This window comes from Elongatibacter sediminis, from assembly GCF_037892215.1.
Taxonomy (GTDB): Bacteria; Pseudomonadota; Gammaproteobacteria; order Xanthomonadales; family SZUA-36; genus Elongatibacter; species Elongatibacter sediminis.
Genome location: NZ_JAZHOG010000002.1, coordinates 274403 through 300813, shown reverse-complemented (window position 1 = coordinate 300813; position 26411 = coordinate 274403). Strand labels below are relative to the sequence as shown.

Here is a 26411-nt window from a genome sequence, read left to right as displayed (position 1 = left end):
CCTTGTGTCCCCTTCCGGCAGTCCGTGCCCCAGCCGTGTTCATCCGAAGATGAGCCCAGCCTGGTCGACTCTCGACTGCTTGGGTACCCTCTGCGGTCAAATCGGCGAGGCGATTTCGCGCGTTGAAACGGCGGTGGTGTAACCCAAGTTCAACACTACTCTTGACACTGTTCGACGAATACGAAACACCTGTCTGGTTTCGAATCCGTTCGTGTCGTGCTTCATCCCTGGGTAGAGCCGCAGGATTTTCGCTTCGTCAATACCAACTACAGGAGTTTCGGTAGAAAGTTGGTATCTACTTTCAGAATAGGAGAGGGATGTGTTTTTTTCCACTCGAAAAGCGCTGAGAATGTGTCTTCTTGTGACAGGACAGAGCCAACAGGTGCGCCTGAGCGAGTGCGCTCTCTTGACATTCCGGGGTCGCCTGGAGCAGAATTGCATTGCGATCAAGTAATTAGCAAGGTTTTTTAATCCTGCAACTACTTGGATAGTTGGTGGAGCGAAAAGTCTTCGTTCCGTGAATTTGGCCAGGGTAGGCCACTTTTTTATTTCGACACCGTCGCAAATCGGGTCACCCGACTGCCGGTAAATCCGATACCGATTGCTGTTGAAACCGTCGTTTCACTGTGATTAAATGCGCGGCTTTTTAGTGAGGAACCCGGGGGGGATTCCGGCCATGTTGAAGCTCCGACAGGGATGTTTAGGCCATGAATTTCTCTCTCCGTGGCGGCTTGATCGCCGCACTGCTCCTGATTCCGTTTGCCTATGCTGAAGGCGCTCACGCGTCTCAAAAAGCCCCCCGACTGGCAACGACCCCAGCCCTCTCCTTCCAAGGGCAGCTGAATACTGCCGCAGATCGACCTCAGTCGGTTCGAATTGCCGAACGCGTTGATGAGCATGTTGAAATGATTTCAGCCGATGGCAACCCCCACGCAGACTGGGAAATCCATCACCCCGGCGCCAGTTTTATCAAGATTCATTTCGCGACGTTTCGACTGCCCAGAGGCTGGTCCGTCGAAGTGTCCAATCCCCTGGGCACCGAGGTCTACCGTTATTCCGAGAGCCGCAAATCGGATTACACGGCCGACCCGCGCGAAGGCGATGACGGGCGCAGCCGGTTTTCCGCCATGTCCATCAGCGGTGATTCGGCTATCGTGCGTGTCGTCGCAACCAAGCCGAACCCGGCTGCAGGCAAGTCGAAGGCGCCCAGTGCATTGAAGCAACGGGTTTCCATCGACTATTACATGGTGGGGCTTCCCGGGAATGACATCGAAACTGGTGGCGTCTCGAGCCTGGACGCGTTTTCGTCGCTCGAAGCGTCGGGCAGCAAAAACAAGCCGGTTCCGGAATCGACCTGCGGTGTGTATGACCGGCAGCATGTCGCTTGTTACGAGAACAGCCACCCGGCGGAATTCGATCACTCTTGGCCCGTGGCCAAGATCATCGTGTCCGGCAGTATCGCCTGCACGGCTTGGCGGGTCGGTGCGGGCAACCGTCTGTTCACCAACCATCACTGCATCGAGAATCAGGACCTGCTGTCGGCCACCGAAGTCTGGTTTGACTACCAGCGACTGCGCTGCCAGTACAGTGAGGTTTCGACTCCCGTGAAAGTGTCTGGCGGAACGTTGCTGGCAACCAGCAGCGCGTTGGACTACACCTTGTTCACCGTCGCCAATTTTGATTCCATCGAGCCTTTCGGCTACCTGGGTCTGGACATTTCCCAGGCTTCTCGGGGTGACCGGATCTACATTCCTCAGCACGGCGGGGGCAATCCCAAGCAGTTGGCGATCGAGAGCGATATGAATCTCGGTGGCCTGTGTGAGATCGATTCGGAAAACGAAGACGGAAATACCAGCGGCACCGACTACGGCTACTACTGCGATACCTGGGGTGGAAGTTCGGGCTCACCGGTGCTGTTGGCTGATAATCATCGCGTTACCGCGCTTCACCACCATGGGGGATGTTTCAATTCCGGCGTGAAAATGTCGCTGATCTGGCCCGAAGTCTCCACGCATTTCGATGGAATCGTGCCGGGTGGCGACGACGGCGGCGATGGTGGCGGTGGGGATACCCCGCCCACTGCGGCATTCGACGCCAGTTGCGAGTATTTGCAATGTGCTTTCGACGCGACCGAGAGCTCCGATGCGGACGGCTCGATCGTGTCGTACCAATGGAACTGGGGTGATGGATCCAGCGCCTCGGGCATCAGCCCGGCCCATGCGTTTGCCGGTGCGGGCACCTATCAGGTCGTTCTCACCGTACTGGATAACGACGGCCTCAGCGCCCAGGAAACACAGTTCATTACCGTGGCGGAGGGGAACGCGGATCCGGTAGCCGCTTTCTCGGTCACCTGTGATGGGCTTTCGTGTTCATTCGATGCCGGCGCCAGCTCCGACCCAGACGGAACGATTGCCTTGTATGAGTGGTCATTCGGGGATGGAAGCGGTTCGAGCGATACCTTCGCCGTGCAGTCTCATGACTATGCCACTGGCGGAGACTACCCGGTAATGCTGACGGTCACCGACGATGATGGCGCTCAATCCAGCGCGTCCACCAGCCTGTCCGTGACGCCGCCCAATCAGCCCCCGATTGCGGACTTCGAGTTCAGTTGCACCGGTCTGGATTGCAGTTTCGATGGTTCTCCAAGCCAGGATCCCGATGGCGTGATCACAGAATATGCATGGGATTTTGGCGATGGCAGCCCCGTCGTTCACGGTGTTCAGCGAACCCATGTATTCAGTGACGCGGGAATCTACGAGGTCACCTTGACCATCGCTGACGACGCGGAAGCGAGCCAGTTCGTCAATCGCGCCGTTGAGGTCAGTGCCGTCGAGCAGAATCCCATCAGCTTGCAGGTCTCCGGCGACAAGTATCGCGGCACCAAGTCAGCGACCCTGACCTGGGGTGGCGCGCTCAGTGGTTTCGTCGAAATCTGGCGCGACGGCGCGCTTCTGATCACGACGGAGAACGATGGCGAGTATGTCGACAATGACGTCCACAACAAGACCAAGTCCGCGAGCTATCGGGTCTGCGAAACAGGATCGGTGAACTGTTCCGATTCCGTCGACGTGACGTTCTGAGACCCCGTTTGAGAACAAATTGACGCTTCGACCCCCGCGAGTCAGCTCGCGGGGGTTCGAGCGCGACTCGAGGCGCCGAACCGCTCCGCCGACTAGAAACCGCATGACAGGCGGGTCCCATCCGGTTTAAGTTATTCCTGCGTCTGCAACCGCTTTTCAGCGTTCAGCGGGTGTGAAACGTTCACACGTTAATGCGCCAGTGATGCTGGTCATTTGCTGGCAAATCGTTTCCGTGCTGGGAGGCTTCCATGGCAAACGGAAAGGAGCTGGTGGGGCCCGGTGCCGCACTCATCATGGCGCTCTTCGCAGGCCAGCCTGTCGCCATGGCCTTGGAAAACCCGGAAGCAACGAAGCTGAGCGCCGAGCTCGAGCTGCTCAACGAGGTCCATGTTCTCGAAGGCGGGGAAGCGAACCTGCGAAGCTGGATTCGCAATTCCGGGAGCGCGAGATCCAGTAAACACCATTGGTACGTGGTTCGATCCGAGGATGCGAGCGTGACCGGGGACGACCAGATCATTTACCGGGGGAACGTGCCCGAACTCGATCCTCAGGGTGGCGTCGGCTTCAATTGGCATCAGCCCCTGATCGTCACGCCCGGAAGTCAATGGCTGTTCCTTTGCACCTGGCCGGATGCGACCGAATCGGTCGTCGCTGATGCGGCCTTCTACCGCTCCTGCTCGCGTGGCGTCGAAATCCGCGGTTCGCGAATGGATCTCGTCGTTTCACATGTCGAAACCCGGCCAGCGCGTATCGTTTCCGGAGTCACCGTGATTTTCCGGGCTAAAGTCCTCAATCAGGGGAAGGGCGCTTCGGCACCGGGGAAACTGTTTTACTACCTGTCGCGAAACCCCGATATCACGTCCGGCGACTCACTGCTCGGTACGGATGCGGTTCCCGGCCTGGAGCCGGGGGAGTCCTGGTCGCATCCGGTTTCGACACCCGTCACCGGTCGTGTCGGAGACTATTGGGTCGGTGCATGCGTCAGAGAGGTCGTCGGGGAGATTCCGGTGGACAACAATTGCTCCGCTGGATACCAGCTCGCCATCGTCGAAGATCGATTTCCGGATCTGGTGATCGATCGGGTGGCGGTGCGCCCCGAATCCTGGAATGAAGGCGTCGAAGTGGATTTCTACGCTCAGGTTGCCAATGCGGGCGCTGCGCGGTCGACGGCTACCCGGCTCGTGTTTTATCTCTCCGAGCATTCGGAACCTGATCCATCGGACCTGCCTTTCGCGGAAGTCGAGGTAGAGGCCATACAGCCCGGCCGACGGTCCGAGGTCGATCTGTTTCAGGATGCGGGCGCGGTTCCGGGATTGTACTGGCTCATCGCATGTGTCCTTCCGGTCGACGATGAAATAGACAGTTACAACAATTGCGGTACCGGCCCACAGGTCGAAATCTTGCCGTTCAATTTCAGCGACTGACCTCAGAAATTCCAGGCAACTGCTAGACTTCAGTGGTGGCTCGGCTCTGGAATGTTCGGGGGTTATGACGACAGACCGCTACAATCGCTCTCTTCGGTGTGGCCTTTCCATCCTGGCATTCGCCGTATTGCCGGGCTTGGTTCTCGCCGGAGCCGGGCCTGACCGTGAAGTCACGATTGGCGTGGTTTCTCCGATCGTGCTGGCCTCGGGCGAAGAAATCACCATCAATGTCCAGGTTTTCAATATCGGTTCCGTCGCCACGTCCGACACAACGCTTCGATACTATCTTTCTTCCGACGCATCCATTTCCACGACGGATGAAGTCATTGATTCACAAGTGATTTCGTCACTGGGTCCGGGCAGTGGCTCCAATCTTCAGGGTTTCGGTACCGTGGTCAAACCGCCCGGCACGTACTGGGTCGGGGCCTGCGTTGATGAGGATCCGGAAGATGTCAATCCGCTGAATGATTGCACATCGGCCATGGAAATAAGCATTCCGGATATCGACCTTGCCGTGTTGCCCGTGTCCGTGGGATCGAACACGTTTCCCAGCGGCCAGACCGTCTCTCTGGAATCAGCCGTGGACAACCGGGGAACACAGGAATCGTCGGCTTCGACGCTGCGGTACAAACTGTCTGGGAATTCCACGATTTCCTCCGGTGACATTGACATCGTGACGGCTGCGATTCCGCCGATCGCAGGTGGTGAGCGCTGGTTGAACCAGACCCAGAGCGCGATTACCGCGGAGCCCGGAAGCTATTGGATAGGCGCCTGTGCGGATGTGGTCGACAAGGAGTTTTCCACAAGCAACAACTGTTCTTCAGGCACGCCGGTCGAGATACTGGACGACGATCTTCCGGATCTGGTCGTGGATGAAGTCAGTGCGAATCCGGATTCGTGGAATGAAGGCGAATTCACGGATCTTTTCGCGCGGGTCCGCAATCAGGGTACCGCGTCGTCACAGGCGACCGAAATACGATTCTATCTCTCCAGCGATTCCACGATCACCACGAGTGACATGCTCCAGGGCATCGACAATGTCGACGGGCTGGCTGCGAATGCGACTCAGGAGACCGGCATCTTCGTCGCCCCACAGCCAGCTCCCGGGAACTACTGGTTTGGCGCCTGTGTGGATCCCGATGGGGTGGAGTTCATCACCGGAAACAACTGTTCCAGCGGGGTTCCCGTTACCGTCAGTGAGAACACCAATGCCTGCACGGATCTTCCGATCCAGTGTGGCGAGACCCTGGCCAGCAGCCTGACCAGCGGCGATTGTGACGACAGTCCGCGAGGCACGGGTTTTCTGGCGAAAAAGCATTCATTCGAAGGGTCGTCGGGCGACCAGGTGACGATAACCGCCGAGTGGACCCTGGATGGCTATCTCTACCTCGTCAATCCATCCGGGGTCGTGGTGGCCGAAAACGATAACGATGACGATAATGTGCTGCGTTCGCGCATCGAGAATACACTGAATGCCGCAGGAACCTGGACAATCTGGACGACGACCGAAGAAACGGCCCTGGAGCCGGACTTCGAGCTGACCCTGGCCTGCGTCCAGGCGCCCGGTGCCGATCTCGTTATCGATTCGCCATCGGTGGCCCCCGATTCGGTGATGCCCGGACAGAACGTGATCCTTTCCGCCACCGTCCGCAATCAGGGACCGGGAGACAGTGCCGGGACCACCGTTTATTTCCTGCTCTCCAGTGACGACGTCATCGAAGCTTCGGATACGGTTCTCGCTTCGCTACCCCAGGGCGCGCTGGGTGCAGGCGGAGGTCTGAGTGCCGTGCAGGCGGACGTCGCGGCGCCACTGGGCGCCGGAAACTACTGGGTCGGTCTGTGCGTGGACGCGGTACCGAACGAGGAAAACACGGCCAATAACTGTTCCGCGGCCGTTCCCCTGACGGTCAATGAAAACACCAATGCCTGCGCCGTCGTTGCGACCCAGTGCGGACAGTTGAGCGCACAGCAACTCGATTCACAGGATTGTGACGACAGCCCCCGCGGCACTGGTTATCTGGCCAGGTCCCATGTCTTCGCCGCCAATGGTGGTGATCTGGTAACCATCGATGTGGCGTTTGACGGGGATGGCTATCTCTATCTGACCGATTCGATGGGAGAGGTGCTGGCGGAAAACGACGATGCCGGCGACATGCTGACCTCCCGAGTCGAGTTCGGGATTCAGGACGGCGGGCAGTATACGGCCTGGGTGACGACGGCGAATCCAGCGCGCATGCTCGCGTACGACCTGGAACTGACTTGCGCCTCCACGGCTGAAACCGACCTCAGCGTCGACCCGCCGACCCCCGACCCGCTGACGGTTGATTTCGGAGACGTACTGTCCCTGTCGACGACCGTGCGCAATGCCGGTCCCGATGCGGCTGCCCCGACCGAGTTGCGCTACCTGATTTCCACCGACGCGGTGATATCGCTCGGGGATTCGAATATCCGTACTTCGCAGGTGCCGGGCATCGCGGGCGGCGGCAGCTTCGACGACACGGTGGTCACGACCACCCTGATCGAACCGGGGTTTTACTGGGTGGGTGCCTGTGTGGATGCCGTGATCGGGGAAACCGATGTCGGAAACAACTGCTCGGCCGGTGTTGAAATCGAGATCACCGATGGCCCCGGTATTCCGTTCAACCAGGGGCTCAACGACGCCTGGTTCAACGCGGTTACCGGCGGGCAGGGTTTCTTCATCAACGTCTTCTCGGACATCGGCAAGGTATTCCTGGCGTGGTTTACCTATGACCTGGAACGGCCTGATTCGTCGGTGCAGGCCAATCTCGGCGGTCCCGGGCACCGGTGGTTGACCGCATTCGGGGACTTTCAGGATGGTGTCGCGACGCTGGACATCGAAAAGACTTCGGGCGGGGTGTTCAACTCGGCGGAGCCTGGCCCGGTGCAGACGCTCGATGGAACCATCACGCTGCGCTTCGCTACCTGCGGGGAAGGGAGCGTCGCGTTCGCCATTCCGTCGGTGGGCATTTCCGGCGTGGTGCCGATCCAGCGTCTGGGTGACGACAACATCAGCTGGTGCGACGAACTCATCGCTGCCGCGTCAACCGCCCAGCAGGCCCCGCAATCGCGGGTCGCCGCAGTGTCCCGGCCCGAAGGGGTTGCCGATTTCCGGATCAACGAGGGACTGAATGACGCCTGGTTCAATCCGGATACCGGTGGACAGGGGTTCTTCATCAATGTGTTCCCGGCGATCGGAAAGATGTTCCTTTCCTGGTTCACCTACGAAACCGCCCGCCCGGCCGGGTCGGTGACCGCGCAGCTGGGCGAGCCGGGGCACCGCTGGCTGACCGCCTTTGGTGACTACTCCGGGAATCAGGCGGTCCTGGATATCGAAAAGACCACTGGTGGTGTGTTCAACCAGGCAGAGCCGAACCCCGTACAGGTGCCTGATGGCACCATCACCGTGGAGTTCGCCGATTGCGAGAACGGAACGGTGACGTTCGATATCGAATCGATCGGGCAGCAGGGCATCGTTCCCATCCAGCGGCTGGCCCTGGACAGCGTGGCGGCCTGCGAAGCACTCGATGCCGCAGCCGCGCAGTCGGATCGCGGCACAAACCCGGAGTGAACCGGCTGGTGACCGCTGCGTTCAGAGCGGGAATCGAATCGAACACGTAAGCGTCCGGGATATTCGACCCAAACGTTCCGCACCGGGGCCGGCGTGATCGCTTTCAGGTTGGCACTGCTTACGGAGTCTCGAATCCATCCTTGCTGATGGTGTCGGAATCGCCCGGATCGACGGTGATCATGACGGTGCCGACATCGCATTCGGACGGCGTACCGCTGTCGCAGACCTCGTACTGGAACGAATCCGCGAAGTTGTCACTGTCGTCGTGCGTGTAGCTGAAGCTTCCGTCGGCGTTCAGCAGCAGTGATCCCCGATTCGGCGGATCCACCGGGGTCGTGTTCACCGTGAGGGTATGGCCCTCGATATCCGAGTCGTTATCCAGCACGCTCGAGCCGCCGCCCACCAGGGTGGTGGCCGTTTCGCCCTTGTCCACGTCGATGCTTTCGTTGACGGCAACGGGCGCATCATTGATCGGGTTCACCGTGATGCTCACGATGGCCGGAACGGAATCTTCCAGTCCGTCATTGGCGATGAACTGGAAACTGTCGGTGCCGAAGTAATCTAGGTCGGGTGTATAGGTCACACTCGGTGGCGTGCCTGAGAGTGCTCCGTGGCTGGGCGGCGAAGTGATTTCAAAAGTCAGCGAATCGCCATCCGGGTCGGTGCCTGCAAGCGTAATGGGCAGTGGCGTGTCTTCATCGGTATCAACCGATTGGGAGGTCGCTTCCGGCGCATTGTTGCCGGCGCTGACGGTAATGCTCACCGTCGCCGGCGCCGAGTCCACGGTGCCGTCGTTGGTGACGAAGGTGAAGCTGTCCGGGCCGTCGTAGTCGGTATCCGGCGTATAGGTCAGGTTGGGGGCGGTGCCGCTCAGGCTGCCGTTCGCCGGGCCTGTATTGACGCTGAACGTCAGCGGGTCGCCATCGACATCACTGCCGCTCAGGGTGATGGCCCTGGGGGTGTTCTCCGGGGTGGAGACGGACTGCGGCGTGGCGGCCGGCGGGTCGTTGATCGGGTTCACGGTGATGGCGATCGTCGCAGGGGCTGAGTCCTCGGTGCCGTCGTTGGCCTTGAAAGTGAAGCTGTCGGCGCCGTTGAAATTCAGGCTGGGCTGGTAGAACACACCCGGCGGTGTGCCGCTCAGGGCACCACTGGCCGGCGGTGTGACGATGCTGTACGTGAGCGCATCGCCCTCCGCGTCGCCGGCGGTCAACGAGATCGGCAACTCCTGGTCTTCGTCGGTGACGACGTTCTGATCCTCGGCCTTGGGGGGGTCGTTGACGGCGTCGACCTCGATCGTCACCGTTGCCTGATCGGAATCCGCCTGCCCGTCGTTGGCCCCGAAGGTAAAGCTGTCGGGTCCGTTGTAGTCGGCATCGGGCGTGTAGGTGAGGTTGGGCGGAGTGCCGGTGAGGCCGCCGTGGGTCGGGCCGGTGCCGATGCTGTAGGTCAGCGGATTGCCTTCGACGTCGCTGGCGGTCAGGGTGATGCCGGTGGGGGTGTCTTCCGGCGTGGAGACCGACTGCGGATTGGCCACCGGCGGATCGTTGATCGGGTTGACGGTGATGCTGACGGTCGCCGCGGACGAGTCCTCGGTGCCGTCGTTGGCCTTGAAGGTGAAGCTGTCGGCACCGTTGAAGTTGGTGTTGGGTGTATAGGTCACATTGGGCGGCGAGCCGCTGAGCACCCCGTCGGCCGGCTGGGTCAACACCGTGAAGGTCAGGGGGTCGCCGTCCGGATCGCTGCCGGTGAGCGTGATGGGCAGGGGGGTATCCTCGTCGGTGCCGACGCTCTGCGCATTCGCGGTGGGGGGATCGTTGACCGCGCCGACGGTGATGTTCACGGTGGCAGCGGCCGAGTCGACGGCGCCGTCGTTCGCGGTAAAGGTAAATCTGTCGGGTCCCGTGTAGTCGAGGTCCGGTGTGTAGGTCACGTTCGGCGCGGAGCCGCTGAGTGAACCGTTGGCCGGTCCCGTGGCGATGGCGAAGCTCAGCGCGTCGCCATCCACGTCACTGCCGGTCAGCGTCATGGCCTGGGGCGTGTCCTCGGGGGTGGACACGGACTGCGGGTCGGCCACGGGCGGGTCGTTGACCGGGTCGACCGTGATGGTGACGGTGGCCGGTGTGGAGTCCAAGGTGCCGTCGTTGGCGCTGAAGGTGAAGCTGTCGCCGCCGTTGAAGTTGGCATTCGGGGTATAGGTGACGTTCGGTGGTGTCCCGCTGAGGTTGCCGTTTGACGGGTTGGACTCGATGGCGAACGACAGTGGATCGCCGTCCGGATCGCTGCCGCTGAGTGTGAGGGCCCTGGCGGTGTCCTCGGGCGTCGAGATGGCCTGCGCATTGGCGGCGGGAGGATCGTTGGCGGCGCTGACGGTGAGGGTGACGGTGGCCGGCGTCGAGTCCACGGTGCCATCGTTGGTGACGAAGGTGAAGCTGTCCGGGCCGTTGTAATCCGCATCCGGCGTGTAGGTCAGGTTGGGGGCGGTGCCGCTCAGGCTGCCGTTCGCCGGCCCGGTATCGACGCTGAACGTCAGCGGATCGCCATCGACATCACTGCCGCTCAGGGTGATGGCCCGGGCGGTGTCCTCGGGGGTGGAGACCGACTGGCTGTTGGCCACCGGGGCGTCATTGACCTGATTGACGGTAATGCCGACCGTGGCCGCCGGTGAGTCCTCGGTGCCGTCGTTGGCCTTGAAGGTGAAGCTGTCGGCGCCACTGAAGTTCAGGTTGGGCGTGTAGGTGATGTTGGGCGGTGTGCCGCTGAGAACGCCGCTGGATGGCTGGGTGACGATGGCGAAGCTCAGTGGGTCGCCGTCCAGGTCGCTGCCGGTGAGGGTGATGGGCAGGGCGATGTCCTCGTCGGTATTGACGCTTTGCGCATTCGCGGTGGGCGGATCGTTGACCGCGCCGACGGTGATGGTGACGGTGGCTGGCGTCGAGTCCACGGTGCCGTCGTTGGTGACGAAGGTGAAGCTGTCCGGGCCGTTGTAATCCGCATCCGGCGTGTAGGTCAGGTTGGGGGCGGTGCCGCTCAGGCTGCCGTTCGCCGGCCCGGTATCGACGCTGAACGTCAGCGGATCGCCATCGACATCACTGCCGCTCAGGGTGATGGCCCGGGCGGTGTCCTCGGGGGTGGAGACCGACTGGCTGTTGGCCACCGGGGCGTCATTGACCTGATTGACGGTAATGCCGACCGTGGCCGCCGGTGAGTCCTCGGTGCCGTCGTTGGCCTTGAAGGTGAAGCTGTCGGCGCCACTGAAGTTCAGGTTGGGCGTGTAGGTGATGTTGGGCGGTGTGCCGCTGAGAACGCCGCTGGATGGCTGGGTGACGATGGCGAAGCTCAGTGGGTCGCCGTCCAGGTCGCTGCCGGTGAGGGTGATGGGCAGGGCGGTGTCCTCGTCGGTATTGAGGCTTTGCGGATCAGCCACCGGCGGGTCGTTGTCGGCGCTGACGGTGATACTGACGGTGGCGAAATTGGAGTCGGCTCCACCGTCGTTGGCCCTGAAGGTGAAGCTGTCGGGTCCGTTGTAGTCGGCATCGGGCGTGTAGGTGAGATTGGGCGGCGTGCCGGTGAGGCCGCCGTGGGCCGGGCCGGTGCCGATGCTGTAGGTCAGTGGATTGCCCTCGACGTCGCTGGCGGTCAGGGTAATGCCGGTGGGGGTGTCTTCCGGCGTGGAGACCGACTGCGGATTGGCCACCGGCGGATCGTTGATCGGGTTGACGGTGATGTCCACCGCGGCCGGGCTGGAATCGATCGTCCCGTCATTGGCGACGAAGGTGAAGCTGTCGGCACCGTTGAAGTCGGCGTCCGGGGTGTAGGTTACCGACGGCGGTGTCCCGGACAGCGTGCCGTTGGAGGGATTCGTCGCGATGCTGAACGTCAGTGGATCGCCATCCGGATCGCTGCCGGTGAGGGTAACGGGTTTGGCGATGTCCTCGTCCGTCACGACGAGATCGCTATTGGCCGTCGGCGGGTCATTGGCCGGATTCACCGTGATGGTCACCAGGGCTGCCGTCGAGTCGACGGTTCCGTCGTTCGCGGTGAAGGTGAAGCTGTCCGGACCCGTGTAGTCCGGGTCCGGTGTATACGTCAGATTCGGCGGTGTCCCGGTCAAGGTTCCATTGGCGGGACTGGTCGCGACGGCGAAAGTCAACGGGTCACCGTCGATGTCGCTGCCGGTCAGGGTGATGGGTTTCGGCGTGTCTTCGAGTGCCGATACCGACTGTGAGTTCGCGACGGGCGGATCGTTGACCGGGTCAACCGTGATGGTGACGGTGGCGGGATTCGAATCCGACGAGGTGTCGCTGGCCTTGAAGGTAAAGCTGTCGCCGCCGTTGAAGTTGGCGTTCGGGGTGTAGTCGACATTGGGCGGCGTCCCGCTCAGCGCACCGTTGGATGGCTGCGTCAGCACCATGAACGTCAGGCTGTCTCCATCGATGTCGCTGCCGGTGAGCACAATGGGTAGCGCGGTATCTTCATTCGTGCTCACACTCTGCGGATTGGCGACCGGCGGATCGTTCGCCGGGTTGACGGTAATGCTGACCGTGGCGGTGCCAGAGTCGGCGGTCCCGTCGTTGGAAACGAAGGTAAAGGAATCCGGGCCCGAGAAATCCAGATCCGGCGTATACGTGACGTTGGGTGGTGTGCCGCTGAGCGAGCCATTGGCCGGACCGGACTGGACGGCGAAGGTCAGGGGATCGCCTTCGACATCGTTGCCGGTCAGGGTGATGGGCTCTGGTGTATCTTCGGTTGCGGAAACCGACTGATCATCGGCCGTCGGGGGGTCGTTGACCGGGTTGATCGTGATGTCCACTGTCTCTGCGGTCGAGTTCAGACTGCCGTCGTTCGCCCGGAAGGTGAAGCTGTCCGTGCCATTGAAGTTCAGGTTGGGCGTATAGATCACATTGGGAGGGTTGCCGGTCAACGCACCCTGCGTCGGCGGGGTTTCGATCAGGAAGGTCAGGTTGTCGCCGTCCACGTCGTTGCCGGTCAGCGTAATGGCTTTGGCGACGTCTTCGTCCGTGACGACGGATTGCGGATTCGCGGTGGGCGCGGTGTTGGTCGCTGCCACGGGAATCACGCACCATTGTTCGAGCAGGCCCACGGTACCGGCCTCGGCGTCGGTAACCGTAATCACCCAGTCCCCGCTCACGGAGGACGCATCAAACGCGGACAACACCTGCACGGGCGTTACCGGGCCGGCGATCGCGGGGCTTTCGAACGCGCATTCGTCCTCGGCCGGCAAAACGGCTTCATCGTCGAATGTCGCTTCGACGTCGGGTGACGGGCAGCCGGAAGCGCCGAGCGCCGGCGCACCCGGGCGGTCCAGAAGCTGGACCAGGGTGCCGTCATGGCTGATGGTGGCGGATAACTGGCCGACGAAGTCGTGGGTCAGATGCAGGAAGACATTGAGGTCTTGGACCCCAGCCATGTTGCTCAGTGTAATGGTGTCCGAAATGCCGGTTACGATGTCATTGTCGGGAATGTCGAGCAGTGGTGTCGCGCAGAACTCACTGTCGTCGAGCACGACATATACCGAGACCTCGGCCACGGAACACTGCGCCGGCGTCCCATCGTCGCAGACTTCATAAAGGAAGCTGTCAGTGGCGCTGAAACTGTTGTCGTGGGCGTAGCTGAACGAGCCATCCCCGTTCAGGAAGACGGTTCCGTGCTCGGGTGCCAGGACGGGCGTGGCGGAAACCGTCATGTTGTCGCCTTCCACATCGCTGTCGTTGTCCAGCAGCGTTAAGGCACCACCGTCCAGCATGGTGGTCGACATGCCTTTGAATACGGTCAGGCTGTCCGCTCCGGTATTGGGCGCGTCATTGATCGGTGCGACGCTGACCGAGATGGTGCCGGGTGTGGAGTCGGCCAGTCCATCATTGACTTTGAACGTGAACGAATCGTTGCCGGCGAAATTGGTGTCGGGGGTATACGTCACGAACGGCGGAGTTCCGCTGAGACTGCCGTTGGCCGGCTGGGTGACGATTGAATACACCAGCGGGTCGGTTTCGCGGTCGAAGCCGAACAGCGTAATGGCGACCGAATCATCCTCGTCCACGTTCCATTGCCCGTCCAGGGCGTCGGGCGGGTCGTTGACCGGAAAGACGGTAATGTTTACCGTCGCAGCGCTCGAATTGACGGTCCCGTCGTTCACCAGGAAAGTGAAGCTGTCGGGACCATTGAAATTCGGATCGGGCGAATAGGTTCGGTTGGGCCCGGAACCCGAAAGTGACCCGTTCGCGGGTTGCTGAGTGATCGAAAATGTCAGGGAGTCGCCATCCGCATCGGTCCCGGACAAGGTCATCGGGATCGGAGTGTCCTCGTCACCACTCACGGACTGCCCGATGGCGTTTGGCGGGTCGTTGACATTGGCGACTTCGATCGTCACCGTCGCATTCGTCGAATTCACCAGGCCGTCGTTGGTCCGGAAGGTGAAGCTGTCGGTGCCGAAGAAATCCGCATTCGGCGTGTAGGTGAGGTTCGGGGCTGTGCCGCTCAAGGTGCCGAAATCAGGCTGGCTGACGAGATCAAAGGTGATCGAATCGCCATCCACATCGCTGCCGGTCAGCGTAACGCCAATCGACATGTCCTCGGTTGCGTTTACCGTTTGTGGATCGGCGGTCGGGGGCGTGTTCGCCGCCAGGGAAACGAACAGGCACCACTGGCGAAATGTGCCGGTCAAAAACGGTGATGCGTCAATGGCCTGCAAGGACCAGTCCCCCGCCTGACCGCTGCCGTTCATGTTGCTGAGCAGATCGAACGGTTTGACGGTTCCCGAAATCGCAGGCGGCTGCGGGTGGCAGGTCGACTCCGCGGTGCCGCCTGCCGCGTCGTCGAAGGTCGCCACAACGTTTTCGCCTTCACACCCGGTTACCAGCAACGGATCGGACGTTCCGGGGCGATCGAGTAGGGTGACACTCTTACCGTCCGGGGAGTGCAACTCGACCAGCAGGTCCGCGACCTGCTCGTGTTCGATATCGACGAGAACATTGAGGTCCGACAGACCACCCGGGCCGATCAGGTTCAGCACATCGCTCACACCCAGTTGTGACGAATCCGGGTCAGGAATGGCTATTTGTGGCGCACTGCACTGGGGGCTGGAACTCAGGTCGATCCAGATGTCCACCCGCGCATCCGCGCACTCGGTGGGGGTGCCGTTGTCGCATACGCGGTAAATGAAGAAGTCCGTCGGCGTCAGACTGTCGTTGTGGTCGTAGCTGAACGTCCCGTTCCCGTTCAGCGTCAGACTGCCGTGAGCGGGCGCCGTCACCGGAGTCGTGTTGACGCTCAGGGCATTGCCCTCGGGATCGGTGTCATTGTCGAGCAGCGTCGAAGAGCCGCCTTCCAGAGTGGTCGCAATGCCGTTCTTGGCAACGGTGATGCGGTCTGCCAGCGGCAAAGGTTCATCGTTGACATTGTTCACGTTGATGGAAACCGTGGCCTCGGTGGAGGTCAGAAAGCCATCCTTGACCGTGAACGTGAAGCTGTCGGGGCCGAAGTAGTTGGTGTCCGGCGTGTAGGTCACGTTCGGGGCGGAGCCGCTGAGACTGCCGTTCAAGGGTTCGCTCTGAATGCGATACGTCAGTGGGTCGGACTGGGGATCGGTTCCCGACAGGGTAATGGCGAGCGCTTGCTCTTCGTCGGTCACGAGCGACTGACTGTTGGCTGTGGGCGCGGTGTTGCCGGGCGGGTTGATGATCGGGATCAGGCACCATCGGAACAGGGTCCCGGTGTCGAATCCTTCGTTGTCGGTCACCTTCAGATGCCAGGCGCCGAGCGCATCCATGCCTTGAAATGCCGCGAACGGTTCTACGGGCAGCAGTGTGCCCGACAGGACGGGTGTGGAAGGGTTCGTCTGACAGAAATCGTGGGCGGTTTCACTGCCGTCGTCGTCGAAGATCGCATCGATATCATTGCCGCTGCAACCGGCGGGAACGTCCGGTCTGCCGGGGCGATCCAGGACCTTCACGGTTTCCCCGTCGTGTTCCAGCGTAACGATCAGGTCACCGACGTAGGTATGGTGAATCTCCAGCGCAACCGACACATTGGCCAGGTCACCAGAGTCCGCGATGTCGATCAGGCTCGTCACGCCGGTTGCCGGATCATTGTCGGGGATGGCGGTGTCCGGCATGGTGCAGACGCCGTCGGGACCGAGGTCGATGAAAACATTGACACCCGCGACATTACACTCCGAAGGCGTCCCGTCATCGCAAACCTCGTATTCAAAATAATCGCCCAGGTTCAGTGAGTTGTCATGGGTGTAGCTGAACGTGCCGTCGGCGAACAGGGTTACGCTGCCATTGGCGGGAAAGGTCACCGGCGTCGTGGTCACCACCATGGCGTCGTTTTCGATATCGGAATCGTTATCCAGTAGCGACGTGGCTCCTCCGTTGAGCACGGTCTGGGTCCCGCCCTGCACCAGGGTCAGGTTGTCGTCAACCGCGAACGGCGCATCGTTTATCGGAGTGATCGTGATATCGACCGTGGCCGGCGGCGACAGGGCATCTCCATCGTCTGCGACATAGGTAAAACTGTCGGCGCCGTTGTAGAAGGTGTCGGGCTCGTAGGTAATCCCGGGCGGTGTGCCCGTAATGGTGCCGTGAGTGGGCGGACTGTCGATGGCGAACGTCAGGGTATCGCCTTCCGGATCGCTGCCGGTCAGCATGATGCTGACTGACACATCTTCTTCGGTGGTCTCCGATTTGGGATCCGCGGTCGGCGGGTCGTTGACCTCGAAGACCGTGATGTCGACGAACCGGGCGTTGGAATCGAACTCTCCGTCGTTGACACGGAAGCTGAAGCTGTCCATCCCCTGGGCCGCCGGTTCCGGGTATCCGGGGTCGGGAGTATAGGTGAGATTGGGTGCCGTGCCGGACAGGCTGCCGTGCAGTGGCAGGGCGACGATCTCCCAGGTCAGCGGGTCGTTCTCCGGGTCGCTGGCGGTCAGGGTGATCGGGGTCGGCGTGTCCTCGTCGACGCTGACGGCCTGGGGGTTGGCCACGGGCGGGTCGTTAATCGGGTTGACGGTAATGTCGACGGTGGCCGGTGCCGAGTCCGCCGTCCCGTCGTTGACCCGAAACGTAAAACTGTCGGCGCCGTTGAAATTCAGGTTGGGTGAATAGGTGATGTTGGGCGGAGAACCCGACAGGTTGCCTTGGCCCGGGCTGTCGACGATGTGGTAGGTCAGCGGGTCCATTTCCGGATCGCTGCCGGTCAGGGTGATCGCCTTGGGGGTGTCTTCATCGGTGCTGACGGATTGCGGGTCAGCCGTGGGCGGTGCGGCGGCGACCGGGGTCACCGTCGTCATGGCCAGGATCCATGCCAGGTGGAGAAAATTGCTGAAGCGTCCGTTGCTCGGATTGCGGGTCCGTGCGGACATGACCCCCCGGTTGTCAGGCGCTTGCGCCAGATGCGTGTCACCCGAATTTTTACTATAGCGTAAATTTTCTGGATTGGTATCAGGCCGTTAGTAGCTACTCTGGATGCAATTTGCTCGATGGCGGAGCGAGGTGGGTGGGGTTGGGCGGTTGCGATCGGGGCGGTCAAGCGGAATGTGCGGCAGGGTTTCAGCAGAAATCGCGTGAGCGGGTGGTGAGCCCCGCGGCCAGGTCGCTGAAGTCGTGGACCCGGTCGGCGATGAGGTGATGTACGTCCCCGTCGGTTTCCATGACCCCGTCGACGGCCAGCAGGGAAGCGCCCAGGATTTCGGCACGCTGCTTGTCGAACAGGCGTGGCCAGATGACGGCGTTGACGCAGCCGGTCTCGTCTTCCAGGGTGAGGAAAATCGTGCCGCTGGCGGTGGCCGGCCGCTGGCGCATGGTGATGAGGCCGCAGGCCCGCACCCGGCTGCCGTGGGGCAGGGCGCACAGTTCGGCCGCCGGGCGCGCCCGGCGCCGGCGCAGTACCGGGCGCAGCAGCGACACCGGGTGCCGCCCCAGGGTGAGCCCGGTACTGGCGAAGTCGGCGCGGATGTCGTCCGCCTCGGACGGCGGGCGGATGCTGACGTCGCTCTCGGTCTGGGCCGAAAATTTGGGGTCAGAGTAAAGGGACAGAGTGCGCCACTCTGTCCCTTTACTCTGACCCCGCTTCTGCTGACCCCGTTCCTGTTCCACCGCGGCGACGGCCCAGCGGGCCCGGTGGCGGTGTCCTGCCAGCCCCCGCAAGGCGGCGGCTTCGGCCAGCACCGCGAGGTCGTGGCGGTCGAGGGCAGCGCGATTGGTGAAGTCCTGCACGTCCCGGAACGCGCGTTCCTCCCGTGCGGCGGTGATGCGTTCCGCCGCCGCCTGGCGCATGCCCTTGATCTGCCGCAGACCCAGGCGAAGTTTGGGAAGTTTGGGGTCAGAGTAAAGGGACAGAGTGCGCCACTCTGCCCCTTTACTCTGACCCCGGGCTTCCCCTTCCAGCGTGCAGTCCCAGTCGCTGTAGCGCACGTCGGCCGGCAGCACGGTGACGCCGTGGCGTTGGGCGTCCTGTACCAGTTGCGAGGGCTGGTAGAAGCCCATCGGCTGGGAATTCAGCAACGCGCAGGTGAAGGCGGCCGGGTGGTGGCATTTCAGCCAGGCCGATACGTAGACCAGCAGCGCGAAGCTGGCGGCGTGGGATTCGGGGAATCCGTATTCACCGAAGCCCTTGATCTGGTTGAATATCTGCTCGGCGAATTCGGTGCTGTAACCCCGTTCCAGCATGCCGCCGACGAGGCGGTCGTGTACGTGTTCCAGGCCGCCGCGCCGGGCCCAGGCGGCCATCGAGCGACGCAGCACGTCGGCCTCGGAGCCGCTGAAGCCGGCCGCCACCATGGCGATTTGCATCACCTGTTCCTGGAAAATCGGCACGCCCAGGGTGCGCTCCAGCACGGTTTTCAGGGCCTCGGACGGGTAATGCACCGCTTCCAGGCCACGCCTGCGCTGCAGGTAGGGGTGCACCATGTTGCCCTGGATGGGCCCCGGCCGGACGATGGCGACCTCGATCACCAGGTCGTAGAAGCAGGCCGGTTTAAGCCGCGGCAGCATCGCCATCTGCGCCCTCGATTCGATCTGAAACACCCCGACCGTATCGCCGCGCTGGATCATCGCGTAGGTTTCCGGATCTTCGGCCGGGATGTCGGCCAGGGTGGGGTATTCAAGGCCGGGGTCTGCAGCAAGGCCGGGGTCAGAGTAAAGGGACAGAGTGGCGCACTCTGTCCCTTTACTCTGACCCCAAAGTTTCTGATCTCCGATCAGGTCCAGGCAGCGGTGGATGGCGGTCAGCATGCCCAGCGCCAGGCAGTCGACCTTGAGCAGGCCCAGGGTTTCCAGGTCTTCCTTGTCCCACTGGATCACGGTGCGATCGGCCATTGCGGCGTTCTCCACCGGTACCAGCGCCGCCAGCGGATCCTCGGAGATTACGAAACCACCGACATGCTGCGACAGGTGGCGCGGAAAGCCGACCAGGGTCTGCACCAGGTGGGTGAGCTGACGGACCTTCAGGTTGTCGTCGCGGAATCCCTGCTCGGCGATGCGTTGTGTGAATGCCTCCGGGCTGTCCCACCAGGCGGTGTTGCGCGCCAGCAGATCGGCCTGGGTGAGTGAAAAGCCCAGCGCCTTGGCCACGTCGCGGATCGCGCTCTTCGGCCGGTAGGTGATGACCGTCGCGGCCAGCGCGGCCCGCTCGCGGCCATACTTGCGGTAGATGTACTGGATCACCTCCTCGCGACGCTCGTGTTCGAAATCCACGTCGATGTCGGGTGGCTCGTCCCGTTCCCGTGAGATGAAACGCTCGAACAGCATGCTCATGCGGGCCGGGTCGACCTCGGTGATGCCCAGGCAGTAACACACCGCCGAATTGGCTGCCGAGCCGCGGCCCTGACACAGAATGCCCCGGCTGCGGGCGAAGCGGACGATATCGTAGACGGTGAGAAAGTAGGACTCGTAACCGAGTTCGGCGATCAGGGCCAGTTCCTTTTCGATCTGGGCGCGGAGTTCGGGCGTTATCGGGTCAGAAACGGCCCCGGTCGTATTGGTGCCCCAGCGCTCCTGGATACCGGCCTCGGTCAGTTCGCGCAGGTGCTGGGTGGCGGTTTTGCCTTCGGGGACCACTTCGCGTGGATAGCGGTAATGCAGTTGTTCCAGCCGGAACGTGCAGCGGCGGGCTATGGCGACGGATTCGGCGAGCAGTTCGGCCGGAAAGCGTTCCGCCAACCGTGTGCGCGGGTGCAGGTGGCGCTCGCCCGAGGGCAGGGCACGGTAACCGAGATTATTGACGGGGCACCCATGGCGGATGGCGGCCATCACGTCGTGCAGCATGCGCCGGGAACGCTCGTGCATCTGGACATCGCCGCAGGCCGTGGCCGGAAGGCCGGCCGAATCCGCCAGCGCGAGCAGCCGGGTCAGGCGCATGCGGTCGTCCGCGCCGCAGCACAGGCTGATTCCCAGCCAGCAGCGATGGGGAAAAAATGCGGCCAGCCAATGGGCGGTCAGCCGGTCGTTTTCGCTGACGGACAGGACGTCCCTGCTGCTGGTCCGGTCGGCAGCGTCATCGGCCGGCAGCCACACGGCCAGGCAGTGATCCAGGCCATGTTCGAAGGCGCGGTCCGGTAATTCGTATTCGCCCTTGGGCGCACGACGCCGGCCGCGCGTGATCAGGGTGCACAGCTGGGTGTAACCGGCATGGTCGCGGGGCAGCAGGATCAGACGGGAACCGTGCTCCAGGCGGAAATGGCTGCCCGGAATCAGCCGGATGTGCTGGCCTCGCTGATGGCAGCGTTGCTGCTCTTCCAGGGCCCGGACCACGCCGGCCAGCGAGCACTCATCGGTGAGGGCGATCGCGTCGTAACCCAGTTCGGCCGCGCGCGCGACCAGTTCCTGCGGGTGCGAGGCGCCCGTGAGGAAGGTGAAGTTGCTGACGCAGGCGAGTTCGGCATAGTCAAACGACATACTGTAATTATATACAGTAAATCACCGCTGCCGTCTGCGCTGGGCCGTGAGTTCAGCCGCGCTTGTCCCGGGACACACTGGCCGTGAGTACCAGCCTCATGCCCTCTTCAAAGGACAGATCGACGGGGGTCAGGGCCGAACGCGGCAGAAACAGCGTGTAACCGCCGATTTGATAGCTCATGGGCAGATAGACCGCTACCGGGTCGTCTACCGTCAGGTCGAACGGGAGGTTGTCGAAGTCCTCCCGGGTGACGAAGCCGATCTGTTCGAAAGCCTGGCCGGGCAGCCTGACCAGCACGACCTTTCGCATGGCCTGACCGGAGTCCGGGCTGAAATAGCCGATAAAATCCTTGATCGCCGAGTAAATGCTTTTCACCAGAGGCAGGCGGTGCAGGAACTCCTCACCCCAGGCAAAAATTCTCTGGAACACCAGGATGTGGGAAAGCAGGCCGATCAGCAGCGTCAGGGCGATGCCGGAGACCAGGCCCATGCCGGGCACGTACCAGCCTTCCGGCAGGAAGCGTGTGAGCAGGCCGCCCAGAAACTCTTCCGCTCCCTTGGCCAGCCACCACAGGATGGCGAGCGTCAGCGCGACCGGAATGACCACGGCCAGGCCTTTCAGGAACAGTTTTCCCAGTGCATTCATGGGTTCAGGAGTTATTTTTCAAGTAGTTTGGGATCCAGGTCCGTCGGCCCGTCCAGTGAAGCGGGATCAACCGACATGCCTGCGATAACGGTATAGCCCTGTCCGGATTTCTCCTGGTGCACCACCCGCGCCGGCACATCGACGCGTGCGCCGGGCCCTGCCACCAGGGTCTTGTCCTGGTCGACATCGGTAATGTGAAGTTCGCCTTCGAGAATGTAGATCTGGCTTGAAAACTCATGCCAGTGGTTGTCGTTGTCGACCGGTGGCACTTTGAAATCGGCCGGGTACAGCGCCGCGATTTCGATTTCGTCATAGGCCTGGGCCCGATTCTTGAAGTGACCCGGATGTACCGTGATTTTCATGCGATCTCCTCCTTCCCGATTCGGTCGTGATCAAACACTGCCCCAGATGAGAAAAATGCCGAACGCGAATCCCGCGGCCAACCAGCCGCGCAGTATGGCCTGCGGGCGGCTGAGCCCCCAGTCGATCATCCTTTGAACGAGTTGCCGTCCACCCAGCAGTATGACGATCGCGGCCACCAGTGCGATGCAACCGAGCACGCGAAAGGCAAGGGGGAAGTTTGAAACACCGGACGCGGCGATCAGATTCAGACCCAACAGCACCCGCACCAGAACCGCGGTCATGAGGCCGCCAGGCTGGTTCCACACCCGCAACACGAAGTCCATCAGCCTGGCAGGTGCGAAAACACCGTAGATACACACTGCGGCGATGAGGATGCCGAAAACCAGTACGATGGTCAGTGCGACGGATTGGATCATGAAGTGTGCTCCGATTCGACGAGTGTCCCCGCAGTTTCAGTGGGCCAGCTTCAAGCCGGTGATGCCGGCGAGGATCAGGGCGATACTGGCCAACCGCATTACCGAGGCCGGTTCACCGAACAACCAGATTCCGAATGCTACCGTGCCGACCGCGCCGATTCCCACCCAGACCGCATAAGCGGTGCCGACCGGCAATGTTTTCATTGCGATGGCGAGCAGCCAGACGCTGGCCAGCATGGACAGCAGGGTTCCCGCTGTCGGCCACAGGCGTGTGAACCCGTCGGTGAATTTCAATCCAATTGCCCAACCGACTTCAAACAGGCCGGCCACGAACAGGATCAGCCACGGCTGGTTGATTGCGATCATGCAATTGACTCCTGGTGTTTTCCGGTCACGATAGCAATGGCCCGGTTGCGATGCCAGCGCGGGCCGGCATATGGTGCGACCACATCGGGTCAGTTCAGAAGAGCCACGCTCTTGACCTGGGCATAAACCGGCTTGCCGGGTGCCAGTTCCAGTATGTCGGCCGACTTGCGGGTGATGCGGGACAGCAGGGGCGCCTCGCCGGCCAGCAGTCGCACGGTGACCAGCGCCGGCCCTTCTTCGACGATGCTGTCCACCCGGGCCGGCAGAACGTTCAGGATACTGCTTCCCGGATGCGGATCCAGCGCCAGGCTTACGTCGCGGGCATGGATCTGCACCCGCACGCGATCGCCGGTCTCGAGTTGGCTTTCCAGTACGGTGAGGCGTCCGGCGGCAGAATCGAGGCTGGTCAGGCGGTATTCGGGGTCGAGATGACTGACAGTGGCCTCGAGCACCGCGGCGGCTTCCGGGTCGTGAGCCAGTGGCAGGTCCAGACGGGTCATCAGCTCGGTCAGCGGTCCGGATGCGACTGCCTGGCCAGAGTCCATCAGGACCAGGTGTGACGCCAGGCGTGCGACCTCGTCCGGTTGGTGACTGACATGGACGACCGGAATGTCGAGCTCGGCATGCAGCCGTTCCAGGCAGGGCAGTATCTCCCGGCGGCGGTGACGGTCCAGCGCCGCGAGAGGTTCATCCAGCAACAGCAACCGCGGGCTCGAAGCCAGGGCGCGGGCAATGGCGACTCGCTGTCGTTCACCACCCGAAAGGGTCGGTGGCCGCCGGCGCAGTAGCGCGGCGATGTCCAGCAGTTCGACCGCACGCTCCAGGTCAAGGCTGCGATCGGCGGCCGGAACCCGGCGCAGCGCGAACTCGATGTTGCGCCGAACGTCGAGGTGCTCGAACAGGCTGGCTTCCTGGAAGACATAGCCCACGGCACGTTGATGCGGCGGCACGAAGACCTCGCCGGATTGCCACAGGGTCTCACCGAACTCCAGCAGACCGCCGGGATGCCGGTCCAGCCCCGCCATGGCGCGGAGCAGGGTGGTTTTGCCGCAACCGGAAGGCCCGAATACCGAGGTGACTCCCCGGGCCGGGATTTCCAGGTCGATATCGAGTGCGAAGTCACCGCGCCGGGCGCGAAACCGGGCCCGGATGCTCATGACTGCAACAGGCGCGGGCGCCGGGTGTTAGCGTACACCGCGATCAACAGCAGGAACGACAGCGCCAGCAACACGGCGGACAGGACATGAGCCTGGCCGTATGCCAGTCGCTCGACGTGGTCGTATATGGCGATGGACGCGACCCGGGTCTGGCCGGGAATGTTGCCGCCGATCATCAGCACCACTCCGAATTCACCCACCGTATGCGCAAAGGCCAGCACGGCGGCCGTGAAAAACCCGCGCCGGGCCATCGGCACCGCGACGGTAAAAAACCGGTCAAGCGGCGACGCGCGCAGGGTCGCCGCGACTTCCAGCGGGCGGCGGCCCACCGAGGCGAAAGCATCCTGCAGGGGCTGCACCACGAAGGGCAGTGAGTAGATCACCGAACCGATGACCAGTCCGGTGAAGGTGAAGGCCAGCGAACCGCCGCCCAGCGATTGAGACAGGCTGCCCAGGGGGCCATTCGGCCCCAGTGCCAGCAGCAGATAAAAGCCCAGCACCGTCGGCGGCAATACCAGTGGCAGCGCGATCAGCGCCTCGATCGCGAATTTCAGTTTCCAGCGGCTGCGGGCCAGCCACCACGCCAGCGGCGTACCCAGGATCAACAGGATTACCGTGCTGATGAAAGCCAGCCGCAGGGTAATCGACAGCGCCTGGAAGTCCTCGGTGGTCAGCATCGGCATCCGTCAGCCATCCTTCCGGCCGGATCCGTCCGGCGGGCTTTGCGTTGCCGGTCCGGCACTGAACCAGATCTCGATTTCGTCGGTTTCCTGCTCGAACCGGGCGGCGTGCTCCACCCCGGCGGGAACGTGATACCAGTCTCCGGTGGCGTAGCGTCGTTCGGTGCCGTCCTGGATCAGTATGAGTTCACCGCGAATGATGATCCCGTGGTTGTCGGTATCGTGAGTGTGCGGTTCGATCACCGTACCGGCGGGGTAGGACGCGAACAGCACGTCCGCGCCCTGGGCGCGCAGGCGGTACGCGTCGAAGCGGCCGTCGTAGTCTTCGAGCGTGCGGATACGGTCCGGGTAATGGCCTGCCATCAAACCGGGCCTAGTCCGCCACTTCGACGATCATTTCGATCTCGACCGCGATGTTGCGCGGCAGCGAACCCATGCCGACGGCGGCTCGTGCGTGCTTGCCGCGCTCGCCGAACACGTCGACCATCAGGTCAGAGAACCCGTTGATGACCTCGGGTTGATCACTGAAATCGGGCGAAGCGTTGACCATGCCGGTGACCTTGACGATGCGGGTAACCCGGTCGAGGCTGCCGAGTTCGGCGCGCAGCGCGGCCAGTTGGACGATGCCGGTCAGCCTCGCGGCCTCGTAGCCCTGTTCCACGGTCAGGTCCACTCCAAGTTTGCCGGTGACGTAACCCCCACCGGGTTTGTTGGGGCCCTTGCCCGCGAGGAATACCAGATTGCCGGTACGCACCGCATTCACGTAGTTCGCCACCGGTGGTGGAACCTCCGGGAGTTGGATGCCCAGTTCCTTGATCCGGGCCTCGGCGCTTCCCGCCGATCCGGTTCCGTCGGCGCCGACCGTCCCGGCGGGATAGGTGATCAGCAGCACCGCTGCCAGCAGGAGTCCGCGGGTCCATCGCGCTGTCGGTAAAGTTGTCGTGCCCGTGGTGCGGGAAAATATATTCTGCATGGTGTCTCTCCCTGATTATCGGATCGGACAAGGTGTGTCCTGAATGACCCCGCATGGGGCGTTTAGCGGTAGTCCGGGTTTTCGTAGTCGAAACGGCAGCCGGCTTCCCATTCCGAGCGCTGATTGCCGTGAGCCGGTATGCCGCCGGCGTCCTTCAGCATGCGCGCGAAGTGCAGCAGGTTCCAGGCCGCGAACGTGGTATTGCGCTGGGTAAACTCGTTGTCGAAGCCGATCCGGTCGCCGGCATCACTTTCATCGCCGTAGCTCGGTCCGGGGCCGGCCTCGCCGATCCATCCGGCATCGGCCTGCGGCGGAATGGTGTAGCCGATGTGCTGCAGGCTGTACAGCAGGCCCATCGCTACATGCTTGATGCCGTCTTCGTTACCGGTGATGATGCAGCCCGCGACCTTGCCGTAAAAGGCGTACTGGCCCGCGTCGTTCAGTTCGCCCGACATGCCGTAGAGGCGTTCGATCAGCTTCTGGCACACGCTGGACTTTTCGCCCAGCCAGATCGGCGTTCCCACGACCAGAATGTCGGCGGCTTTGACTTTCTCGTACAGGGTGGGCCAGGCGTCTCGTTCCACCCCGTGCTCGGTCATGTCGGGGTACACGCCCTCGGCCACTTCCTCGTCGACCAGGCGCACGGATTCACAGGCCACCCCATGTTCCCGGTAAATGTGGCGCACCACCTCCAGTAGAATGTCGGTATGGGAATCGCGCGGCGAGCGCTTCAAGGTGCAGTTGATGAACAGTGCCCGGAGGTCGTCGTAACGTGCGGGGGGGTGTGTTGTAGCGTTCATGAA

14 protein-coding genes are annotated in these 26411 nt (G+C 62.3%); 3 read left to right on the top strand and 11 right to left on the bottom strand.

What is annotated here, in order from left to right; all coding sequences use genetic code 11:
- The first annotated feature begins 905 nt into the window (after window positions 1–905).
- The 3 genes from V3330_RS04020 (at window position 906) to V3330_RS04010 (ending at window position 8093) form a co-directional block, all read left to right on the top strand.
- Window positions 906–3080 carry a PKD domain-containing protein gene (locus V3330_RS04020; RefSeq protein WP_354694107.1) on the top strand — a complete coding sequence of 725 codons (2175 nt, stop codon included), beginning with the start codon at window positions 906–908 and terminating at the stop codon, window positions 3078–3080.
- A 248-nt stretch (window positions 3081–3328) separates the two neighbouring features.
- On the top strand, window positions 3329–4504 hold the full coding sequence (locus tag V3330_RS04015) for a CARDB domain-containing protein (RefSeq protein WP_354694106.1): 1176 nt from the start codon (window positions 3329–3331) through the stop codon (window positions 4502–4504).
- Between the two features lie 64 nt (window positions 4505–4568).
- Complete coding sequence (locus V3330_RS04010) at window positions 4569–8093, top strand: CARDB domain-containing protein (RefSeq protein WP_354694105.1); 3525 nt, start codon at window positions 4569–4571, stop codon at window positions 8091–8093.
- A 118-nt stretch (window positions 8094–8211) separates the two neighbouring features.
- Here V3330_RS04010 and V3330_RS04005 read toward each other — a convergent pair whose 3' ends face one another.
- From V3330_RS04005 to V3330_RS03955, 11 genes are all read right to left on the bottom strand, one after another.
- Window positions 8212–17475 carry an Ig-like domain-containing protein gene (locus tag V3330_RS04005; protein ID WP_354694104.1) on the bottom strand — a complete coding sequence of 3088 codons (9264 nt, stop codon included), beginning with the start codon at window positions 17473–17475 and terminating at the stop codon, window positions 8212–8214.
- A 187-nt stretch (window positions 17476–17662) separates the two neighbouring features.
- Window positions 17663–21007, bottom strand: a complete 3345-nt coding sequence (locus V3330_RS04000) for an error-prone DNA polymerase (protein WP_354694103.1) — start codon at window positions 21005–21007, stop codon at window positions 17663–17665.
- 52 nt (window positions 21008–21059) lie between these two features.
- The gene (locus V3330_RS03995; protein ID WP_354694102.1) at window positions 21060–21653 is read right to left on the bottom strand and encodes a DUF502 domain-containing protein; all 594 of its coding nucleotides are present in this window, start codon (window positions 21651–21653) and stop codon (window positions 21060–21062) included.
- An 11-nt stretch (window positions 21654–21664) separates the two neighbouring features.
- Window positions 21665–22015: a hypothetical protein gene (locus V3330_RS03990; RefSeq protein WP_354694101.1), complete on the bottom strand. Its 351-nt coding sequence runs from the start codon at window positions 22013–22015 to the stop codon at window positions 21665–21667.
- A gap of 30 nt (window positions 22016–22045) precedes the next feature.
- Window positions 22046–22432, bottom strand: coding sequence for a hypothetical protein (locus V3330_RS03985; RefSeq protein ID WP_354694100.1), 387 nt, complete (start codon window positions 22430–22432; stop codon window positions 22046–22048).
- Between the two features lie 36 nt (window positions 22433–22468).
- A complete protein-coding gene (gene sugE / locus V3330_RS03980) occupies window positions 22469–22798 on the bottom strand; it encodes a quaternary ammonium compound efflux SMR transporter SugE (RefSeq protein ID WP_354694099.1) in 330 nt (109 codons plus the stop codon).
- Between the two features lie 89 nt (window positions 22799–22887).
- Window positions 22888–23955, bottom strand: a complete 1068-nt coding sequence (modC, locus tag V3330_RS03975; protein WP_354694098.1) for a molybdenum ABC transporter ATP-binding protein — start codon at window positions 23953–23955, stop codon at window positions 22888–22890.
- On the bottom strand, window positions 23952–24638 hold the full coding sequence (gene modB / locus V3330_RS03970; RefSeq protein ID WP_435791326.1) for a molybdate ABC transporter permease subunit: 687 nt from the start codon (window positions 24636–24638) through the stop codon (window positions 23952–23954). Before modB ends, modC begins: the two co-directional genes overlap by 4 nt.
- Window positions 24639–24641: 3 nt before the next feature.
- A complete protein-coding gene (locus tag V3330_RS03965) occupies window positions 24642–24998 on the bottom strand; it encodes a cupin domain-containing protein (RefSeq protein ID WP_354694097.1) in 357 nt (118 codons plus the stop codon).
- Between the two features lie 10 nt (window positions 24999–25008).
- On the bottom strand, window positions 25009–25608 hold the full coding sequence (locus tag V3330_RS03960; protein ID WP_354694096.1) for a RidA family protein: 600 nt from the start codon (window positions 25606–25608) through the stop codon (window positions 25009–25011).
- Window positions 25609–25670: 62 nt separating this feature from the next.
- On the bottom strand, window positions 25671–26408 hold the full coding sequence (locus V3330_RS03955) for a flavodoxin family protein (protein WP_354694095.1): 738 nt from the start codon (window positions 26406–26408) through the stop codon (window positions 25671–25673).
- Window positions 26409–26411: the final 3 nt, after the last annotated feature.

What these genes read in the sequence shown, in the direction of transcription:
- V3330_RS04020 (WP_354694107.1), top strand. Translation starts at nt 906, where the DNA reads ATGATTTCAGCCGATGGCAACCCCCACGCAGACTGGGAAATCCATCAC.
- V3330_RS04015 (WP_354694106.1), top strand. Translation starts at nt 3,329, where the DNA reads ATGGCAAACGGAAAGGAGCTGGTGGGGCCCGGTGCCGCACTCATCATG.
- V3330_RS04010 (WP_354694105.1), top strand. Translation starts at nt 4,569, where the DNA reads ATGACGACAGACCGCTACAATCGCTCTCTTCGGTGTGGCCTTTCCATC.
- V3330_RS04005 (WP_354694104.1), bottom strand. Translation starts at nt 17,475, where the DNA reads ATGTCCGCACGGACCCGCAATCCGAGCAACGGACGCTTCAGCAATTTT.
- V3330_RS04000 (WP_354694103.1), bottom strand. Translation starts at nt 21,007, where the DNA reads ATGTCGTTTGACTATGCCGAACTCGCCTGCGTCAGCAACTTCACCTTC.
- V3330_RS03995 (WP_354694102.1), bottom strand. Translation starts at nt 21,653, where the DNA reads ATGAATGCACTGGGAAAACTGTTCCTGAAAGGCCTGGCCGTGGTCATT.
- V3330_RS03990 (WP_354694101.1), bottom strand. Translation starts at nt 22,015, where the DNA reads ATGAAAATCACGGTACATCCGGGTCACTTCAAGAATCGGGCCCAGGCC.
- V3330_RS03985 (WP_354694100.1), bottom strand. Translation starts at nt 22,432, where the DNA reads ATGATCCAATCCGTCGCACTGACCATCGTACTGGTTTTCGGCATCCTC.
- sugE (WP_354694099.1), bottom strand. Translation starts at nt 22,798, where the DNA reads ATGATCGCAATCAACCAGCCGTGGCTGATCCTGTTCGTGGCCGGCCTG.
- modC (WP_354694098.1), bottom strand. Translation starts at nt 23,955, where the DNA reads ATGAGCATCCGGGCCCGGTTTCGCGCCCGGCGCGGTGACTTCGCACTC.
- modB (WP_435791326.1), bottom strand. Translation starts at nt 24,638, where the DNA reads ATGCCGATGCTGACCACCGAGGACTTCCAGGCGCTGTCGATTACCCTG.
- V3330_RS03965 (WP_354694097.1), bottom strand. Translation starts at nt 24,998, where the DNA reads ATGGCAGGCCATTACCCGGACCGTATCCGCACGCTCGAAGACTACGAC.
- V3330_RS03960 (WP_354694096.1), bottom strand. Translation starts at nt 25,608, where the DNA reads ATGCAGAATATATTTTCCCGCACCACGGGCACGACAACTTTACCGACA.
- V3330_RS03955 (WP_354694095.1), bottom strand. Translation starts at nt 26,408, where the DNA reads ATGAACGCTACAACACACCCCCCCGCACGTTACGACGACCTCCGGGCA.